At 61.5% G+C, this 18,130-nt stretch carries 20 protein-coding genes; 7 read left to right on the top strand and 13 right to left on the bottom strand.

The window, feature by feature from the left end; translation table 11 throughout:
- Window positions 1-3: 3 nt before the first annotated feature.
- From BBJ66_RS01025 to BBJ66_RS00995, 7 genes are all read right to left on the bottom strand, one after another.
- Complete coding sequence (locus BBJ66_RS01025; protein ID WP_071084346.1) at window positions 4-1,467, bottom strand: CpaF family protein; 1,464 nt, start codon at window positions 1,465-1,467, stop codon at window positions 4-6.
- Window positions 1,468-1,498: 31 nt separating this feature from the next.
- Window positions 1,499-2,776, bottom strand: a complete 1,278-nt coding sequence (locus BBJ66_RS01020; protein ID WP_049734178.1) for an AAA family ATPase — start codon at window positions 2,774-2,776, stop codon at window positions 1,499-1,501.
- A gap of 14 nt (window positions 2,777-2,790) precedes the next feature.
- Window positions 2,791-3,549: a CpaD family pilus assembly protein gene (locus BBJ66_RS01015; protein ID WP_071084344.1), complete on the bottom strand. Its 759-nt coding sequence runs from the start codon at window positions 3,547-3,549 to the stop codon at window positions 2,791-2,793.
- Window positions 3,546-5,045, bottom strand: a complete 1,500-nt coding sequence (locus BBJ66_RS01010) for a type II and III secretion system protein family protein (RefSeq protein WP_071084342.1) — start codon at window positions 5,043-5,045, stop codon at window positions 3,546-3,548. The genes BBJ66_RS01015 and BBJ66_RS01010 overlap by 4 nt, the downstream gene beginning before the upstream one ends.
- A 12-nt stretch (window positions 5,046-5,057) precedes the next feature.
- Window positions 5,058-5,873: a Flp pilus assembly protein CpaB gene (gene cpaB, locus BBJ66_RS01005; RefSeq protein ID WP_049734175.1), complete on the bottom strand. Its 816-nt coding sequence runs from the start codon at window positions 5,871-5,873 to the stop codon at window positions 5,058-5,060.
- A gap of 110 nt (window positions 5,874-5,983) precedes the next feature.
- The gene (locus BBJ66_RS01000; RefSeq protein WP_071084341.1) at window positions 5,984-6,496 is read right to left on the bottom strand and encodes an A24 family peptidase; all 513 of its coding nucleotides are present in this window, start codon (window positions 6,494-6,496) and stop codon (window positions 5,984-5,986) included.
- A gap of 108 nt (window positions 6,497-6,604) precedes the next feature.
- Complete coding sequence (locus BBJ66_RS00995) at window positions 6,605-6,793, bottom strand: Flp family type IVb pilin (protein ID WP_071084339.1); 189 nt, start codon at window positions 6,791-6,793, stop codon at window positions 6,605-6,607.
- Between the two features lie 378 nt (window positions 6,794-7,171).
- Here BBJ66_RS00995 and BBJ66_RS00990 point away from each other — a divergent pair, with 378 nt between their 5' ends.
- From BBJ66_RS00990 to BBJ66_RS00960, 7 genes are all read left to right on the top strand, one after another.
- Window positions 7,172-7,582: a pilus assembly protein N-terminal domain-containing protein gene (locus BBJ66_RS00990; RefSeq protein WP_049734172.1), complete on the top strand. Its 411-nt coding sequence runs from the start codon at window positions 7,172-7,174 to the stop codon at window positions 7,580-7,582.
- 114 nt (window positions 7,583-7,696) lie between these two features.
- Window positions 7,697-8,332 (top strand): TadE/TadG family type IV pilus assembly protein, encoded by a 636-nt coding sequence (locus BBJ66_RS00985; RefSeq protein WP_071084337.1) that lies wholly within the window; start codon window positions 7,697-7,699, stop codon window positions 8,330-8,332.
- The gene (locus tag BBJ66_RS00980) at window positions 8,332-8,913 is read left to right on the top strand and encodes a TadE/TadG family type IV pilus assembly protein (protein WP_071084336.1); all 582 of its coding nucleotides are present in this window, start codon (window positions 8,332-8,334) and stop codon (window positions 8,911-8,913) included. Before BBJ66_RS00985 ends, BBJ66_RS00980 begins: the two co-directional genes overlap by 1 nt.
- Before the next feature lie 110 nt (window positions 8,914-9,023).
- A complete protein-coding gene (locus BBJ66_RS00975; protein ID WP_071084334.1) occupies window positions 9,024-10,244 on the top strand; it encodes a phosphopentomutase in 1,221 nt (406 codons plus the stop codon).
- Window positions 10,241-11,209, top strand: a complete 969-nt coding sequence (locus tag BBJ66_RS00970) for an adenosine deaminase (RefSeq protein ID WP_071084332.1) — start codon at window positions 10,241-10,243, stop codon at window positions 11,207-11,209. Before BBJ66_RS00975 ends, BBJ66_RS00970 begins: the two co-directional genes overlap by 4 nt.
- Window positions 11,210-11,322: 113 nt before the next feature.
- On the top strand, window positions 11,323-11,952 hold the full coding sequence (upp, locus tag BBJ66_RS00965; protein WP_049734167.1) for a uracil phosphoribosyltransferase: 630 nt from the start codon (window positions 11,323-11,325) through the stop codon (window positions 11,950-11,952).
- Window positions 11,953-12,079: 127 nt separating this feature from the next.
- Window positions 12,080-12,649: a TIGR02281 family clan AA aspartic protease gene (locus tag BBJ66_RS00960; protein ID WP_071084330.1), complete on the top strand. Its 570-nt coding sequence runs from the start codon at window positions 12,080-12,082 to the stop codon at window positions 12,647-12,649.
- Between the two features lie 6 nt (window positions 12,650-12,655).
- On the opposite strand, the gene deoA is transcribed toward BBJ66_RS00960, so the two are convergent.
- From deoA to BBJ66_RS00930, 6 genes are all read right to left on the bottom strand, one after another.
- Window positions 12,656-13,963: a thymidine phosphorylase gene (deoA, locus tag BBJ66_RS00955; RefSeq protein ID WP_071084327.1), complete on the bottom strand. Its 1,308-nt coding sequence runs from the start codon at window positions 13,961-13,963 to the stop codon at window positions 12,656-12,658.
- 1 nt (window position 13,964) lies between these two features.
- Complete coding sequence (gene deoC / locus BBJ66_RS00950; protein ID WP_071084325.1) at window positions 13,965-14,741, bottom strand: deoxyribose-phosphate aldolase; 777 nt, start codon at window positions 14,739-14,741, stop codon at window positions 13,965-13,967.
- A gap of 114 nt (window positions 14,742-14,855) precedes the next feature.
- On the bottom strand, window positions 14,856-15,656 hold the full coding sequence (locus BBJ66_RS00945; protein ID WP_071084323.1) for a purine-nucleoside phosphorylase: 801 nt from the start codon (window positions 15,654-15,656) through the stop codon (window positions 14,856-14,858).
- Window positions 15,653-16,042 carry a cytidine deaminase gene (locus tag BBJ66_RS00940; RefSeq protein ID WP_049734162.1) on the bottom strand — a complete coding sequence of 130 codons (390 nt, stop codon included), beginning with the start codon at window positions 16,040-16,042 and terminating at the stop codon, window positions 15,653-15,655. Before BBJ66_RS00940 ends, BBJ66_RS00945 begins: the two co-directional genes overlap by 4 nt.
- 2 nt (window positions 16,043-16,044) lie before the next feature.
- On the bottom strand, window positions 16,045-17,016 hold the full coding sequence (locus BBJ66_RS00935; RefSeq protein WP_071084321.1) for an ABC transporter permease: 972 nt from the start codon (window positions 17,014-17,016) through the stop codon (window positions 16,045-16,047).
- A gap of 10 nt (window positions 17,017-17,026) precedes the next feature.
- Window positions 17,027-18,130 carry an ABC transporter permease gene (locus tag BBJ66_RS00930; RefSeq protein WP_071084319.1) on the bottom strand — a complete coding sequence of 368 codons (1,104 nt, stop codon included), beginning with the start codon at window positions 18,128-18,130 and terminating at the stop codon, window positions 17,027-17,029.

Raw genomic sequence — 18,130 nt, 5'->3', positions numbered from 1 at the left:
CGCCTAATCCTTCGTTTTCGCTTCCATCGCGTCGAGGGCGGCGGCAAGACGCTTTTCCTCGTTGAAGTAGCGGGCGCGATCCCAGAAATGCGGCTTGCCGACGCCGGTCGACATGTGCCGGCCGATCAGGCGGCCGCCGGCATCCTCGCCTTCGATCTCGTAACGCATCAGGTCCTGGGTGATGATGACGTCGCCTTCCATGCCGATCACCTCGGTGATCTGGGTGATGCGGCGCGAACCGTCGCGAAGGCGCGCCGCCTGGACGATCACATCAACCGAACTGGAGATGATCTCACGCACCGTCTTTGCCGGCAGGGTGAAGCCACCCATGGCGATCATCGATTCGATACGGCTCAGGCATTCGCGCGGCGTGTTGGCGTGGATGGTGCCCATCGAGCCGTCGTGACCGGTGTTCATCGCCTGCAGCAGGTCGAAAACTTCAGGTCCGCGCACTTCGCCGACAATGATGCGCTCGGGGCGCATACGAAGGCAGTTCTTGACGAGATCGCGCATGGTAATCTCGCCTTCGCCTTCGATATTCGGCGGGCGTGTTTCCAAACGCACGACATGCGGCTGCTGCAGCTGCAGTTCTGCCGTATCCTCGCAGGTGATGACGCGTTCATCCCTGTCGATATAGTTTGTGAGGCAGTTCAGCAGCGTCGTCTTGCCCGAGCCGGTGCCGCCCGAAATGACAACGTTGCAGCGCACGCGGCCGATGATCTGCAGCACGGTCGCACCCTCAGCCGTGATCGCACCGAAACGGACGAGCTGATCGAGCGTCAGCTTGTCCTTCTTGAATTTGCGGATCGTGAGCGCCGGTCCGTCGATCGACAGAGGCGGCGCGATGACGTTGACGCGCGATCCATCCGGCAGACGGGCGTCGCAGATCGGGCTCGATTCGTCGACGCGGCGGCCGACCTGGCTGACGATGCGCTGGCAAATCGAGAGAAGCTGCGCATTGTCGCGGAAGCGGATCTCCGATTCGATGGTCTTGCCGCCGACTTCGATGAAAGTCTGGCCGGCGCCGTTGACCATGATGTCGGCGATATCGTCACGCGCCAGCAACGGCTCCAGCGGACCGTAACCGAGGACGTCGTTGCAGATATCCTCGAGCAGTTCTTCCTGCTCGGAGATCGACATCGCAAAGTTCTTGATGGTGATGATGTCGTTGACGATGTCGCGGATTTCCTCGCGCGCGCTTTCGCCGTCGAGCTTGGAAAGCTGGGAGAGATCGATCGTATCGATCAGCGCGGAAAAGACCTGCGCCTTGGTGTCGTAATATTCATCGGTGCGAACAGGGCGCTTGCGCTGCGGCGTCTGCATCACCTGCTGGCGTGCGGGCTCGCGCGACGGTTCGACCAGAACGGAGGGAGAAGAGGCCGCAGGGGCGGCAGCCGGAGCCGGCGGCGGGGGAGCAATCGTCCCTCCGACCTTTCCGGAACCTTCATTTCCGCGTTTTCCAAACATGCCGCTTAATCCAATCTGCTCGTTCTGCTTGTTATTTGCGCTTCAGGAGGCCCAGCAGGCCGCCCTTCTTCGCCTTCCTGATCGCGACACGGCCGGTGACGATGTGCGATATCTGCGAAAAGGTCTCCGCCGTCGGCGATTTCGGGTCGACTTCCGAGATCATCCGGCCGCTATTGGCGGCGTTGCCGAAAAGATTGATGTCGAAGGGGATGATCGCGATCGGATCGATCTCCAGCGGTTCACAAAAATCCGAGGGTGAAATCTCCGGGCGCTTCGGCATGCCGACCTGATTGAGGACGAGATGCGGCGGCTTGTCGTTCGGCCGCATCTTGCGCAACGCATCCAGCATGTTCTTGGCATTGCGCAGGTTGGCGAGATCGGGAACGGCGGTGATGACCACTTCGTCGACGCTCGACAGCACCGAGCGTGTCCATTCCGACCAGGCATGCGGAACATCGAGCACGGTCACGGGCGCGCTGCGCTGCAGGACATCGAGCACCGGCTGGAAAGCCTGGCCATCGAAATCATAGGCGCGATCGAGCAGCGAGGGCGCCGCAAGCAGGGAAAGATGCGCGGAGCATTTCGTCAGCAGGCGATCGAGGAAGACCTCGTCGAGACGATCGGGCGCGAAGACCGCTTCGGCGATGCCGAGGGCCGGGTCTTGATCGAAGTCGATGTTCGCCGTGCCATAGGGCAGGTCGAGATCGGCCAGGATCGTCTCGGTGGAGAAGAGATTGGAAATGCCGAAGGCGCAATTATGCGCGATGGTCGAAGCGCCGGTACCGCCCTTCGAGCCGATAAAGGCGATGCTGCGGCCGAGCGGCTCGGCTTCGGGATCGACGAAGATCGAGGCCATCGATGCCAGGATATCGGGCATCGCGACCGGCTGGACCATATATTCGGAAATGCCGTTGCGGATGAGTTCGCGATAGAGCCCGATATCATTGTAATAGCCGACGATCACGACCTTGGTCGTCGGGTCGCAGACAGCGGCGAGCGGCGCCAGTTCGCCGAGCAGGCTCCCGGAATTCGCCTTGGTCTCGAGGATGATCAGGTTCGGCGTCGGGGCGCCTGAGAACATATTGGCGGCAGCCGCGATGCCGCCGCTGGTGATGCGCATGCTGACCTTCGCCATACGCCGGTCATTGGCGCAGCGTTCCATGACCTGCTGCAGCGCTTCGCTCTCGCAAAAAGCATGCACTGAGATGCGCGGCAGCGGCCGCATATTTTCCAGATCCGCCATGCGCACCGCCTCCTCGGCGTGGCGAAGCTCACTCGGATTCTTGATTTCGTATTCGATCGCGCTCATCGTCCCGTTCCGTCTCAGAAGCTGCTGTCGCTGCCGGCGACCTCTTCGATCGTCGATGTCGTCGTGCGGTATTCCTGAATCGCATTGTTGCGCCGCTGCGCGTCGATCGGGGTCATGCCGCGAGGCGCCACCAGATCCTCCGGATTGGCGATCTGGGCGGCGAGGTTGTTCTGCGAGGCGCAACCGAAATTATAGTAATTCTGGTTGGTGAAATCGTTCGAGATGTCCTTCGGCCACTGGCCGCATTGGGTGGTGATCGCGGTGGTGCCGGTAAAGCTCAGCCGGATCGGCGCCGCATCGCCGGGGCCGACCGCGGCATAGGAGGTGTTGACGATTTTCGAGCTTGCGATTCCCCGCGAAGCCAGCTCGGCCCGGACCTGATTGCGCAGCTGGTAGGCGGCCGCCGAATTCGGCGAACCTTGCGGCGACAGCACGTAAACCGGACCCGAGGCGCGGGCGATGTAGTTTGCGGCAAAACCGCGGATGAGGTCACGCTGGGCAATGGTCAGGCGGCGATCGGTGGAGGCGACGGGTATATCGACCGTCTGCTCCGCTTCGGTCACAATGATCGGGTGGCGGGCGCGATAGTCGTCGGGAATGCCGCCTGTTGTCAGCTGGTCGTGGGGACCGGCGCATCCAGAAAGGATCACCGCCGAAACGCCGGCCGCGGCCAGCAGCGCCTTCGAGATTCCGAGGCGGGGTGTCGTCGAATTGATATGGGTCATCGCCTGATCTCTGTTCTCTTCCATTGCTGCCGACGGCGCCCCACTCATTTGTAGATGAACCCGATCGAACCGTGGAACTGCGCATCAGCCACAGGCGCCTCGCGGCGGCCATAGACCTTGTTGACACGGTTGAGGAAGAAGGTCGCACCGTCGTTTTCGGGGCTGAAATTATCGTCAGGCCGATTGAGCTGATTGCGCGCCACAGGGCGCACCAGATAGGGCGTCGCGATGATGACGAGCTCGGTTTCCTGACGCTCGAAACCCTTCTGGCGGAAGAGGGTGCCGAGCAGCGGGATTTTGGAAACACCGGGTGTGCCGCCCATCGTCTGCGAGACGTTGTCGCGGATCAGGCCGGCCAGCGCGATCGAGCCGCCCGAGGGCAGCTCCACCGAGGTTTCCGCCGAGCGGCGCTGATATGTGGCGTTGCCGCTGCCGGCGACCGGTTCGGAGACATTGGTCTTGATCTCAAGGCTGATGCGTCCCGATGAGAGCACGACCGGCTTGAAGGCGAGGTTGATACCGTAGTTGAACGGCACGACGGTGACGTTGCCGTCGCTGTCGGTCGTCGAATACAGCTGTTGGCCGCCGGAATTGAAGGTCGCGGCTTGGCCCGATATCGCCGTCAGCGTCGGCTCGGCAAGCGTCTTGACGACCTTGGCCTGCTCCAGCGCGTTGAGGTAGGTGGAAATGTCGTATTTGCCGATCGAGCTCTTGAAGAGCGCCGCCAGGCCGCCGCCAACGACCGATGTGGCGCTGTCGGCGCTGGGGCTGCCGAGCTGGGCGACCGTCATGCCTGAGGAATTGGAAACCAGATTGTCGAAACCGAGCTGCTTCAGCACCTCGCGGCGGACCTCGGCGATCGTCACCTTGAGGGTGACCTGGTCTTCGCCCTCGATCTGCAGCAGGTTGACGACCTGCGAGGATTGACGGCCTTCGGCAAAGAGCGCCACCGAACTGTCGCCACCGGTGCCGGATGCCGTCTCGGTTCTGGTCGTCGCTTCGCCGCCCTTCAGGAAGACCTGCGCCAGATCGGCGGCTTGCGTGGCATCCTGCGGTGTGCGCACGGTGCCGGTCAGCACGATGTTGTCGGAGACGATTTCGACGTTGATGTTGGAGTCTGGAATGAAGCGGCGGAGATTGACTTCGAGGCCGGACACGTCGCGCTCGATCTCGATGTCGAGATTGACGATCTCCTGCCCGCCGGCGCCGAAAACGAAAATATTCGTCTGGCCGACCTTCTTGCCGAACAAATAGATGCGCCGCGAGGTACGGGTGACGGCATCGGCCATGGTCGGATCGGATACGAGGATATCATGCGCATCCTCGGGCAGATCGACGACGACGGCCTTGTTCAGCCCGAGCTTCAGCCGGCGGTGGGCATCGCGGCCAGTCTGCGAGATGCGGACCAGGTTTTCGGACTCGGCACGCGCCTCGCCTGAGCCCAGAAGCGGCGCGAAAGAGGCCGGCGCCATACCGGAGACGCCGACTGCAAGCGAGAGGCAACCTGTCAGGAGAATCCCGGCGCGCCGCTTTGAATTGCCCATTTGCACGTCCTCTTACTCCGCCTTCGGCGCTGCGCCGGCATCGGTAACGATGGCGCCGGATTTAATGACCTGGATAATCGCACTGCCGTTGTCACCGCTCAGCAGATAGTCGGCGGCGCTGGTATCCTGCTCCTGCGCATCGGCGACCGAACGAAGCGCCAGCGACAGCCGGTCCGCCATCTGCTGGGCGACGGCGAGAACCTTCGTCTGATCCGGCGTGAGCTCAAGCGTCGCAGTCGTTCCCACAACCGATTTCGAGCCGTCGTCCTTTTCCTGAATCTGCTGGTCGATGGCGAGGACGCGGACATTGCTCAGCACGGTTTCGGTGATGAGCTTGTTGGCCTCGGTGCCCTTGCGGACCATGATGACGTCGACACGGTCGTTCGGCAGAATGAAACCACCGGCACCCGTCGCCACCGATATCTCGGTCGCGACGGCGCGCTTGCCGGCCGGCAGCAGCGAGGAAAGGATACGGCTATTGGAATCGGCGACCTTTTCCGGCCTAATCGGTTCACCTTCGAAGATCGGCAGGCGCACGACGGCACCCTGCAGATCCTTGATCGCGTCCGGCTTGTCGGCTTCGGTGATCAGACCCGGGACAACACCGCCCTGCGGCCAGGGCATCCAATGAACCGACTTCTCGTCCAGCCTTTCGCCGACCGCCAGATTGGCGTTGGAGACGAGGATGTTGACGGTCGGTTCCTTCTCGATCACTGACTGAACCTGGGTGACGACACCGCCACTGCCCGCCATTTGCATCGCCAGGAAGCCGGCAAGGCCGGCTGCCACCAGGGCGACAGCTAGGATTATAAGGCGGGCCGGTTTCATCGATCATTCCTCAGGGCACGATATGTTCGCCCTGCAGAATGCTCAGCAATTGGTATAATTATGGTTAATGGAACGCTTACATTTTAAGTTAACGGGCATTTAAAATGCCATTATTTCAGGCTTTCCAGCGCGGCGAGGAAGAGCGGCGAGGAAGGGAAAGCCATGAAGCCGCCGATCGCGATGGCGATGCCGTAGGGGATTTTCTTGGCGAACAGGACCGAATTCGGCACCGGCAGGCCGATGGCGAGGATCGTGTTCGATTGCGCTCTGACCAGCAGGATCAGCAAGGTGATGCAGCCGCCGATGACGGCGACATCGGTCATCAGGAAAAGAAGGGATTCGTTCAAGCCAAACCAGAGCGCGGTGGCGCTCAACAGCTTGGCGTCGCCGCCGCCCATCACATTGAAGGCAAAAAGAGCGAAGCACGCAGTAAAGACAATGGCGCCGGCGGCAAGATGCATCCCGATCGCTTGCAAGCCAAGGCCGGACAGCGGTGCGAGAACGAAAAAGGAGGCGATGAGGATCAGGGAAACGCGGTTCGGGATCGTCATGGTGAACAGATCCGAGAAGGCCGCCATGGCCAGGCAGAGTGGCAGTATCAAGAAGACTGCAGCTGCGATCATGCGTATACCCGATCCTGACGTGATGCGAAAAGGCTCACGGCCGTTCAGCCTGTGAGCCCACTCGATATATCGGCCAAATCAATGGCCGGTATTATACGGATGCCGTTATTAGCCGCCGCTTGCAGTCTGAGCGCCGTCCATTTTGGTGCTCAAGCCGTTAAACGTGTTGCCGATCTTGCCGCCGAGCGCCGTTGCGCCGGTGATGAGCGCTACGGAAATGAGAGCGGCGATCAGGCCGTATTCGATCGCGGTCGCGCCGGATTCGTCCTTCATAAAACGGCTAAAAAGCTTGGTCATGGTTACTCCTAACTCCAGTTGATGTTCAGCACGTCCGCCAACTGTTGCCGTTGATCGGATGACTGCAACCTAGCGAATGGGCGTTTCCATCGGCTTAAGGAAAAGAGTTAACTAGATGTGAACGGGACAACATGCCTTTGTAGAGTAAGTATTTTCTTACAGGCTTACCTCAATATTTAACAATATTCCTGCTATATCGGCTGCATTCATCCGCAAATAGCACACACTCGACTTCCAGCCACCGCGTGCGCCTCCAGAGGCCGTGTCAAATCGGATCATCCCGCATCATTCCGGAACAAGGTGACTGGCTTAAGGCTTCGTTCACCATTTTTTTCCATTCTATGCCGATATTGCGCTGTGATCGTGAAAGAGGACCAAATGTCATCGAGCGGCAAAACCATTTTCTTTGCCGGCATGATCGCCGTTTTCGGTGTTTCGGGAATTTCCGCGGCCGCAGACGATGACATGCTGCGCGTCTATATGGATCACGCGCGCGTATTGAAGCTCGACCGCCCTGTCAGCAAGGTCATCGTCGGCAACGCCAAGGTCGCCGATGCGACCGTCGCCGACGCCAAGACGATCGTGCTGACAGGACGCAGCTTCGGCACCACCAATCTGGTGCTGCTCGATGCCGATGGCAATGCCATCCTCGACGAGCGTATTCTGGTGTCGATCGATGAGGGCAATACGGTGCGCGTTTACCGGCAGACCGAACGCTCCGTGCTGTCCTGCACGCCGAACTGCGAGCAGCATGCCCAGCAGGCGGCGACCGGCACCACCTCCCCCTGATCGGTTTCCCTCACTTCTTCGGCCATTCGTTAAAATCGTCGCGTCAGACTGAAACGGAAAATCAACGAACGGACCCTAGTGTAGCGGACAGAGAATATCGCTCGGGTCCAGGCAATGACGGCAATTGATCAGAAGACGGATAAGGCGCATCCTCCGGCGCCGTTCCGATTCTTGCGGTTTCGCGCTCTCGCCCGCTCGCGCGATGGTGCTGCGGCGATCGAATTCGCCTTGCTCGCCATTCCCTATTTCCTGGTGATTTTCGCCGTCCTCGAAACGTTTGTCGCCTTTGCTGCCGAGGAACTCGTCTCCAACGCCGTCGATACGATGAGCCGCAAGATGCGAACCGGGCAGATCACCTATAATCTCGGCCGCACGACCGATATGAACCAGACGCAGTTTCGTCAGGCTTTCTGTGATGAGATCTCGATCCTGATCCGCTGCTCGACCAGCGAAGCGGCTACACCGAGCAAGCTCTACGTGGATGTGCAGACGTTCGGCACATTCTCGGCCATTCCGACGACGATTCCCAAGCTTTCCACCAACAAATATGCCGACATCAACACGGCGGCCTTCAAATATACGCCGGGCGGCGCCGGCACCATCAACATGGTCCGCGCCTACTACCGCTGGGAAATCATCACGGATCTGGTCCGGCCTTATATCACGACGATACGGCCTTCCGACGGTTCGATGCCGAAGTATTATCTGATCGTCGCAACCGCGGCCTTCCAGAACGAGCAGTATCCATAATGGCGCTTCGCAACCCGTTCACCAGGCTGGTATTGACGGCGCGGCGGCTGGCCCGAGATCGCAAAGGCGCCGGAGCGATCGAATTCGCGATCCTCTTTCCCGTGCTCGTCATGCTCTATATCGGCGCCTTCGAGATCACCATCGGCCTCAGCGTCAGCAAGCGGGTGACACGCGCCGCAGGCTCGGTGGCCGACCTCGTCACCCAGCAGCAATCCGTCACGAAGAGCGCGCTCGCGCAGATGCCGTCGGTCGCAAACTCGATCTTCGTGCCCTACAACACGACGTCGCTTAAATTGAAGATCACCGGGATCACCGTCGATGCCGGCGCCAATGCGAAAGTGCTCTGGTCCTGGGCGCAGGACGGGACGGCGCCCTATGCCAAGAACACAGCAGTGTCCGACGTGCCGTCCGACATGAAGACGGCGAACAGCTTCCTGGTTCGCACCGAGCTCAGCATCCCCTATACGATGTTCCTGTTTGCGCCGAACTTCATGCCTGACGGCATGCGCACGATCACCATCAGCCGCAGCTATTTCTACCGCCAGCGGCAAGGCGACTCGATCCCCTGCGGCGACTGCTGAGGCGGCTTTTGCCTCCCCCGAATTTGCCAAGCCGGCCGCAGCATTATATGCCTGAACCTCTGCCGCCTCCGACGTCCCTGAGGCTGGCGATCGGCTTTCTCGGGTGTAAAATGGCGCGTGCCTTTCTTTTCGTTCTGGATTCCTTCGGCGTCGGCGGAGCGCCGGATGCGGCCGCCTATGGCGACGAAGGCGCCGATACGCTCGGCCATATCGCCGAGTTCTGCGCAGCCGGCGCGGGAGACCGGGCCGGATTGCGCAGCGGGCCGCTTTGCCTGCCCAATATGTCCGAACTCGGGCTGATGCAGATCGCCCGCTCCGCCTCCGGCCGGTTTCCGGCGGGCATGCCGATCCCGGAGAAGGTCTACGGCATTTACGGCGCCGCCAGCGAAATCTCTCGCGGCAAGGATACGCCGTCAGGCCATTGGGAAATCGCAGGAACACCCGTCAGTTTCGATTGGGGTTATTTCCCGATAGAGGGCGACGCCTTTCCCGCCGAACTCATCGAGGCGCTCTGCAAGGAGACAGGCGTGCCGGGCATTCTCGGCAACTGCCATGCCTCCGGAACGGAGATCATCGCCCGGCTCGGCGAAGAGCATATCCGCACCGGCAAGCCGATCTGCTACACCTCCTCGGATTCGGTCTTCCAGGTGGCGGCGCATGAGCTGCATTTCGGCCTCGATCGGCTGCTCGCCTTCTGCGGCACAGCCCGCGGACTGCTCGATCGCTACAATATCGGCCGCGTCATCGCGCGGCCTTTCGTCGGTCATTCCAGCTCTACCTTCCAGCGCACCGGAAACCGGCGCGACTTCTCGGTGCTGCCGCCGGAGCCGACGCTGCTCGACCGGCTGATCGAATACGGCCGGCACGTGCACGCTGTGGGAAAGATCGGCGACATCTTCGCGCATCAAGGCATTTCCAGGATCATCAAGGCGAACGGCAACGAGGCGCTGATGGACGCCTCGCTTTCCACCATCGACGAGGCCGAAGACGGCGATCTCGTTTTCACCAATTTCGTCGATTTCGACATGATTTACGGCCATCGCCGCGATGTGCCGGGTTATGCCGCGGCGCTCGAAGCCTTCGACGCACGCCTGGCCGAAGTCCATAAGAAACTGAAGCCGGGTGACCTCGTCGTGCTCACCGCCGACCACGGCTGCGATCCGACCTGGCGCGGCACCGACCATACGCGCGAGCGCGTGCCTGTCATCGCCTACGGCCCCGGCATCCGGTCGCGTTCGATCGGCGTGCGTCGCAGCTATGCCGATATCGGCGAAAGCATCGCCCGCCATCTCGGCATTCCGGCCGGACCGCATGGAAGGAGCTTTCTGTGACATCGCATTTGAAGAAGGTCGAGCTGCACTGCCATCTGGAGGGTGCGGCACCTCCTGAACTGACCGAGGCGCAGGCGCTGAAATACGGCGTCGATATCAGCGGCGAGCTTCGCGGCGGAGCCTATGTCTGGCATGATTTCGCAAGTTTCCTCGAATGTTACGACAAGGTTTCCGAGGTCTACAGGACCGAGGAGGACTATGCGCTTCTGACCGAGACCTATCTCGACGAACTCGCCGGCATCAATACGATCTACAGTGAACTGATCGTTTCGCCCGACCATGGCAAACGCATCGGGCTCGGCGCCGACGCCTATATCTCAGGCATCTGCGAAGGCATCCGGCGGGCCAGGGAAAAGAGCGGCATCGAGGCCCGGCTGATCGTCACCGGCGAGCGGCATTTCGGCCCGGAGAGCGTGATCGGTGCCGCCGAATATGCGGCAAAGGCCGGCAATCCGTTGATCACCGGCTTCAACCTTGCCGGCGAGGAGCGGATGGGGCGCGTCGCCGACTATAGCAGGGCCTTCGATATCGCCCGCGATGCCGGACTGGGGCTCACCATCCATGCCGGCGAGGTCTGCGGCGCCTTCAGCGTCGCCGACGCGCTCGATGCGGTGCGCCCCTCGCGCATCGGCCATGGCGTGCGCGCCATCGAAGATCTCGATCTGGTGAAGCAGCTCGCCGATCTCGGTACCGTGCTCGAGATCTGCCCGGGCTCCAATATCGCGCTCGGGGTCTTTCCCGATTTCGCGTCCCATCCGCTGCGGCGGCTGAAGGAAGCCGGGGTGCGGGTGACGATCAGCTCTGACGATCCACCTTTCTTTCATACCTCGCTTGCGCGGGAATACGAACTGGCCGCCGAGGCTTTCGGATTCAGCGATGCCGAGATCAATGCCATGACGCGAACCGCGATCGAGGCGGCCTTCGTCGACGAAGACACCCGCAAGGTTCTGCTCGCCCGGCTTTGACGGCCAAATGTTGAGCGAGGCTGGGGAAGATCGGTGCAAATTTGCCGCCACTCTTGCGGTCGGGCCGATTTCCGTGAAAGAAACATTCGACAGCAAGAATGAAAGGCTTCCCCATGGACGGCGTCACGGTCATCGATCATCCGCTGGTGCAGCACAAGCTCACCATCATGCGGCGCAAAGAAACATCGACGGGCAGTTTCCGCCGGTTGCTGCGCGAAATCTCGACACTGCTCTGTTACGAAGTGACCCGCGATCTCGAACTGACGATGGCAACGATCGAGACGCCGCTGCAGACGATGGAATCGCCGATCCTCGAAGGCAAGAAGCTGGTCTTCGCCTCGATCCTGCGGGCCGGCAACGGACTGCTCGAAGGCATGCTCGATCTCGTGCCTTCCGCCCGCGTGTCGCATATCGGCGTCTACCGCGACCACGAGACGCTGCAGCCGGTCGAATATTACTTCAAGGCGCCTGAAGACGTGGCCGAGCGCCTGATCATCGTCGTCGACCCGATGCTGGCGACCGGCAATTCCTCGATCGCGGCGATCGACAAGCTCAAGGAACGCGGCGCCCACAATATCCGCTTCCTCTGCCTGCTCGCCGCCCCGGAAGGCATCCAGAACTTCCGCGCCGCCCATCCCGATGTTCCGGTGTTCACCGCCTCGATCGACAGCCATCTCAACGAGAAGGGCTATATCATGCCCGGCCTGGGCGATGCCGGCGACCGCATGTACGGCACCAAGTAATTTCAGCCTTCCTTTACCAAATCGAAAGACTTTATGGCCCGGACGCTTCGTTCCGGGCCTTTTCGTTGTCGGTATTAGCAACTTGTCAGCACTTGGGGCGTAGCAAGCTTGAAGAATGAGGCCCCGCATGAAGCGGGGTTTATACAGGAAGGATTTCTGTTTCATGCTCGTGCGTACCGTCATATTCGCCAGCATCGCCGCAGTGCTGGCCACACAGGCGCCTTCCTTCTTCGGAAGCACCGGCCAGCCGCCTGCCGACGCTCTCTCCGCCAATTACATCTCGACCGAAAGCGACAAGCCCGCCGCAGCCGCGGCGATCTCCGCCGGCAATGCTATCCGCCTGCAGGCGGATGCGCAGGGCCACTATACCGGCAGCTTCAAGATCAATGGCAAGTCGGTGCAAGGCCTGATCGATACCGGTGCGACTTATGTGGCGCTCAACGAGACGCTCGCCCGCCGCCTCGGCTACACGGCCAACCAGCTCGATTTCCGCTACGGGGTCAATACCGCCAACGGCCAGACGAAGGCGGCGCATGTGATGCTCGACCGGGTCGAAATCGGCGGTATTCGCGTGCGCAATGTCGAAGCCTTCGTGCTCAAGGACGAGGCGCTGACGACGACGCTGGTCGGTATGAGCTTCCTGCAGAAGCTCGCCTCCTATTCCGTCGCAGATGGTTCGCTCAGCCTCAAGCAGTAAACCGCGTCAGATCCGGGCCGAAATCACCGGGGTCAGCTCCGGCTTTTCCTCGGCGATACGGTAGTGCGCGGCAAGTGCGGCCGCTGCCCTTTGCGCCGCTGTGTCATCGGCGGCGTGAACCAGCGCGATCGGCTCGCCCGCGCTGACGCGGGTGCCGAGCGGCAGGAGTTCGGAGAAGCCGACGCGGTGATCTATGCGATCGGCGGGATGGCGTCTGCCGCCGCCGAGATCGATGACGCTGACGCCGATACCGCGCGCATTACAGGCGGCAAGCCAGCCGGACCGGGCGGCCGGGACAGGTTTTTCCACCGGCGCCCTGACGAGGTACCGGTCGGGGTTTTCAAGGAGATCGGCCGGACCGCCGAGCAGGGATACCATGCGCGCAAAAACCTCTGCCGCCCTCCCCGATGACAGTGCCCGACGCGCCATCCCCTCACCTTCCTCAGAGGACGCGGCAATGCCCGATGTCACCAGCATCTCGGCAGCGAAGGCCAGAACGACGGTCTCGAGCCGCGTATCCGGCTTCCCACCGGCCAGGAAATCCAGGCAATTGCGCATTTCAACGGCGTTGCCGGCGGCATCGGCGAGCGGCTGGTTCATGTCGGTGATCAGCGCCGAGGTCCTGACACCCGCGCCGTTGGCCACCTCGACCAGCGACTGCGCCAAAATCTCTGCCTGGGCGCGGTCGGCCATGAAGGCGCCGTTGCCGACCTTGACGTCGAGCACCAGGGTCTGAAGCCCGGCCGCCAGCTTCTTCGACAGGATGGAGGCGGTGATAAGCGGAATGGAATCGACGGTGGCGGTCACGTCGCGCACGGCATAGAGCCTGCCGTCGGCCGGCGCCAGGGCGCCGGTCTGGCCGATGATGGCACATCCCGCCTGCTTCACGACCTTGTGGAACAGAGGGGCATCCGGAGTGATCATATAGCCGGGAATGGATTCGAGCTTGTCGAGCGTGCCGCCGGTATGGCCGAGACCGCGCCCTGATATCATCGGGACGGCGAGGCCGCAGGCTGCAGCAATCGGCGCCAGCATCAACGAAACATTGTCGCCGACGCCGCCGGTCGAGTGTTTGTCGGCGATCGGGCGGTCGATATCCCCCCATTGCAGCCGATCGCCGGAATCGGCCATCGCCAGCGTCAAGGCGACGATTTCCTCACGCGACATGCCCTTGAACCAGACGGCCATGGCAAATGCGCCGATCTGGCCTTCCGACAGGTGACCGGCCGCGAGTGCCGCAATGAAGGACCGGATATCGGCGGGGTCGAGTTCGTCGCCGTCGCGTTTGCGCCGGATGATCTCCTGCGGGATCATTTCAATAGCTCGACGCCGCGGCAGGTGCAGACTGTGTTCCGCTCAGAACTGCCAGGATATCGTCGAGCAGGCCTGAGGCGCCGAAGCGGAAGGTCGACGGCATCGCCCAGTCGGGCGCCATGATGGTTTCGGCCAGGCTCAGATAGAGCGCCGCATCCGCCACCGAGCCGATACCGCCGGCCGGCTTGAAGCCGACCTTGCGGCCGCTCTCGCGAATGGCGCGGATCATGATGTCGGCGGCTTCGAGCGTCGCGTTGACGGCGACCTTGCCGGTGGAGGTCTTGATGAAATCGGCGCCGGCTTCGATGGCAAGTTCGGAGGCGCTGCGAATCAATGCCGCATCCTTCAACTCGCCGGTTTCGATGATGACTTTCAGCAGGACGGAACCGGCGCATTCGGCGCGCACCGCCTTGACCATGTCGGTCACCGCCTTCTCATTGCCTGATATGAGCTTGCGGTAGGGGATGACCAGATCGATCTCGTCGGCGCCATCGGCAATTGCCTCACGGGTTTCGGCGGCGACATCGGCCACTTCCATATTGCCGGAGGGGAAATTGACGACGGTGGCGATCCGCACGGCATGGCCGGTGCCGAGGATATTGCGGGCCTGGGCGACGAAGCGCGGCCAGATGCAGATCGCAGCGCTGTTGCCGTAGGGCGTCTGCGCGCGGGTGCAGAGCACATCGATCTGCGCCTCGGTGCAATCATCCTTGAGATTGGTCAGATCGAGAAGGGAAAGGGCGACCGCCGCCGTTTCCCGGATGGAATGGCTATTCATCTTTATTTCCTCTAGAGCATGATGCCGAAAAGTGTGAGCGGTTTTCAGGCGACATCATGCTCTCGCTATTTAATTTAGAACAGGATTCAGATTTTAGGCCGACCCGGCCTAAAATCATCCTGTTCTGGCCGCAATCATCTCTTTCAGAATGGCGGCGAGACGGGCGCCGCCGACGGGCGCCATGTCCTTGGTTTCTTCATGGCTGAGCTCATTGCCGGTCATGCCTGCCCCATAGTTGGTGATAACCGAAGCGGCGGCAACCCGCAGACCGAGCATTCTTGCGATGATCACCTCGGGCACCGTCGACATGCCGACTGCATCGGCGCCGAGGATGCGCGCCATGCGGATTTCGGCCGGCGTTTCGAAGCTCGGGCCGGAGAACCACATATACACACCTTGCGCCAGCTCGATCTTGAGCTTTGCGGCTGCCGTCTGCATCGCCGTAGCGAGGCCGGCATCGTAGGCGCTGGTCATGCCGACGAAACGATGATCGCTTTCCTCACCGATCAGCGGGTTCATGCCGGAATAGTTGATGTGGTCGGTGATCTGCATCACCGAACCGGGTGGCATGTCGTCGCGCAGCGATCCGGCCGAATTGGTCAGGATCAGCGCTTCGACGCCGAGCGCCTTCAACACCTCGATCGGCAGGCGCATGGCATTGGCATCGCCCTTCTCGTAATAATGCACGCGGCCGGAGAGCATGACGACAGGCACGCTGCCGAGACGGCCGGCGACGACCTCGCCCGCATGGCCGGAGACGGCGCTGACGGGAAAGCCCGGCAAATCGCGATAGGGAATGCGCACGGCGCCTTCCAGCTGCCCAACCAGCGAGCCGAGACCGGAGCCGAGCACGATGCCATGGCGCGGCTTGATGGTGCCGAGCAATGCGGCGAGCAGATCGACCGTCGCCTTCATCCGAGTTCGGTCTCGAAGCTGAAGGGAAGAAGCTCTTCCATCGTCATGGTCTTCTGCACGCCCGCCTCATCGCACAGATAGATCTTCGTATCCTTGGAGGCGAATTCGGAGATCTTCTGGCGGCAGCCGCCGCAGGGCGGGCAGAGCGGCAGCTTTTCGGCAATCACAGCCATTTCGACGATCTTCCTGGCGCCGCCCATGATCATGGCGCTGATCGCCGTCGGCTCGGCGCACCATCCTTGCGGAAAGGAGAGGTTCTCGATGTTGGCGCCGGCATAGACCTTGCCGTCCTCGGCGCGGATCGCCGCGCCGACCGGGAATTTCGAATAGGGCGCATGGGCAAAGGCCATGGCGCCGCGGGCGGCTTCGAACAAGTCGTGAGACATGATCAACGTTCCTTCGTATAGGGCACGCCGCCGGCCTTCGGCGGGATCGCCACGCCGATGAAGCCGGCAAGCAGGACACAGGTGAGGATATAGGGCAGCGCCTGGAAGACCTGAACCGGCACCTCGCCGATCAACGGCACCTGCTTGCCCTGCATGAAATTGGCCAGTGCGTCGAGGAAGCCGAAGAGCAGGCAGGCAAACATCACGGGCACCGGCTTCCACTTGGCGAAGACGAGGGCAGCCAGCGCGATATAGCCCTTGCCGGCCGACATGTCCTTGATGAAGGCGGCGGACTGGGCAATCGCCAGATAAGTGCCGGAAAAGCCGCAGAGGATGCCGGCGCACATGACGGCGCGGTAGCGCAGCCAGGCGACCGAGATGCCGGCCGTATCGACCGCGCCCGGATTTTCGCCGACGGCGCGCAGGCGCAGGCCGAAGCGCGTGCGGTACAGCACCCACCAGGAAAACGGCACGGCAAGAAAGGCAAGGTAAGTCAGGATATTGTTGCCGGAGATGACATTGGCGTAGAGCGGGCCGAGGATCGGTATGTCGCGGGCGGCATCGGCACCCGGCAGGATGATCGGCGCGAAGCGCGCTTCCGGCGACAGCTGCGGCGTGCGCCCGCCCTGACCGAACCAGGCCTGGCCGAGCACGATGGTGATACCTGCGATGAAGAAGTTGATCGCCACACCCGAGACGATCTGGTTGCCACGATTGGTGATCGAGGCGAAGCCGTGCACCAGGCTGAGCGCCACCGAGCAGACGATGCCGGCGCCGAGACCGAGCCAGGCCGAATCGGTGAGATAGGCAATACAGGCAGCGGCGAAGGCCGAGCCCAGCATCTTGCCTTCGAGGCCAATATCGAAAATGCCGGCGCGCTCCGAGAACAGACCGGCAAGGGCGGTAAAAATCAGCGGGATCGACAAGCGGATCGTGGAGGCGAGAACGCTGATGAAAATGTCGTAATAATCCATCGTCCGCTCCTCAGGCTCGCTTGAACTGTTGATAGAGGCGCACTATCGCCGGCCGGAACATGTATTCCAGTGCGCCGGCGAACAGGATCACCAGACCCTGGATAACCAGGATCATCTCGCGGGTGATGTTCGGCATTTCGAAGGAGATCCAGTCGCCGCCCTGATAAAGGATGCCGAAGAGGATCGCCGCAAAAATGATGCCGAGCGGATGATTGCGCCCCATCAGCGAGACCGCGATACCAACAAAGCCGGCGCCGCTGACGAACCCCACCTGCAGGCGGGCAGAGGCGCCCATGACCGGATTGAGCGCCATCATGCCAGCCAGCGCACCAGATAGCATCATCGCGATCATCACGATCCGCACATAGGGAATACCGGCATAGGATGCGGCCGTCGGGCTGACGCCCAGAGTACGCATCTCGAAGCCGAGCTTGGTGCGCCAGATCAAAAGCCAGACGACATAGCACATCACCAGCGCGATGATAAAAGAGACGTTCAACGGAGCGGCACCGAGCTTTGCCCCGAATATTTCCATCAACCAAGTCAGCTTCGGTAACTGTCCACCTTCGAGGAAAGTCCGTGTTTCCGGTGCCATTTTGCCTGGCACGATCAATACGTGCACAAGCAGGTAGTTCATCAGTGAAGCGATGATGTAGTTGAACATGATCGTCGTGATGACGATATGGCTGCCCCGCTTCGCCTGAAGCCACGCTGGAATGAAGGCGGCAATTGCGCCGAACAGGGCAGCGCCGATGATGGCAATCGGCATCGTCACATACCATGGCACGTAATTGTCGAGCGAAAGCGCCACCAGGGCACAGCCAAGGCCGCCGATATAGGCTTGACCTTCGGAGCCGATATTGAAGAGACCGGCGTGGATGGCGACAGCCACGGAAAGACCGGTGAAGATGAAGCTCGTCGCGTAGAACAGCGTCAAACCTATGCCTTCGCCGCTGCCCAACGCCCCCTCGATCAGCAGCGACAGCGCAGCGAGCGGGCTCTCGCCGATCAGCCAGACGACGAAGCCGGAGATCAGGAAGGCGACGATGAGGTTCAGAAGCGGGATCAGGCCATAATTGATCCAGTTTGGCAGCGGAACTGATGCAGTGCTCAT

This window comes from Rhizobium sp. RSm-3, assembly GCF_001854685.1.
Classification (GTDB): Bacteria; Pseudomonadota; Alphaproteobacteria; order Rhizobiales; family Rhizobiaceae; genus Rhizobium; species Rhizobium ecuadorense.
This window is presented reverse-complemented; position numbering and strand designations above follow the sequence as displayed.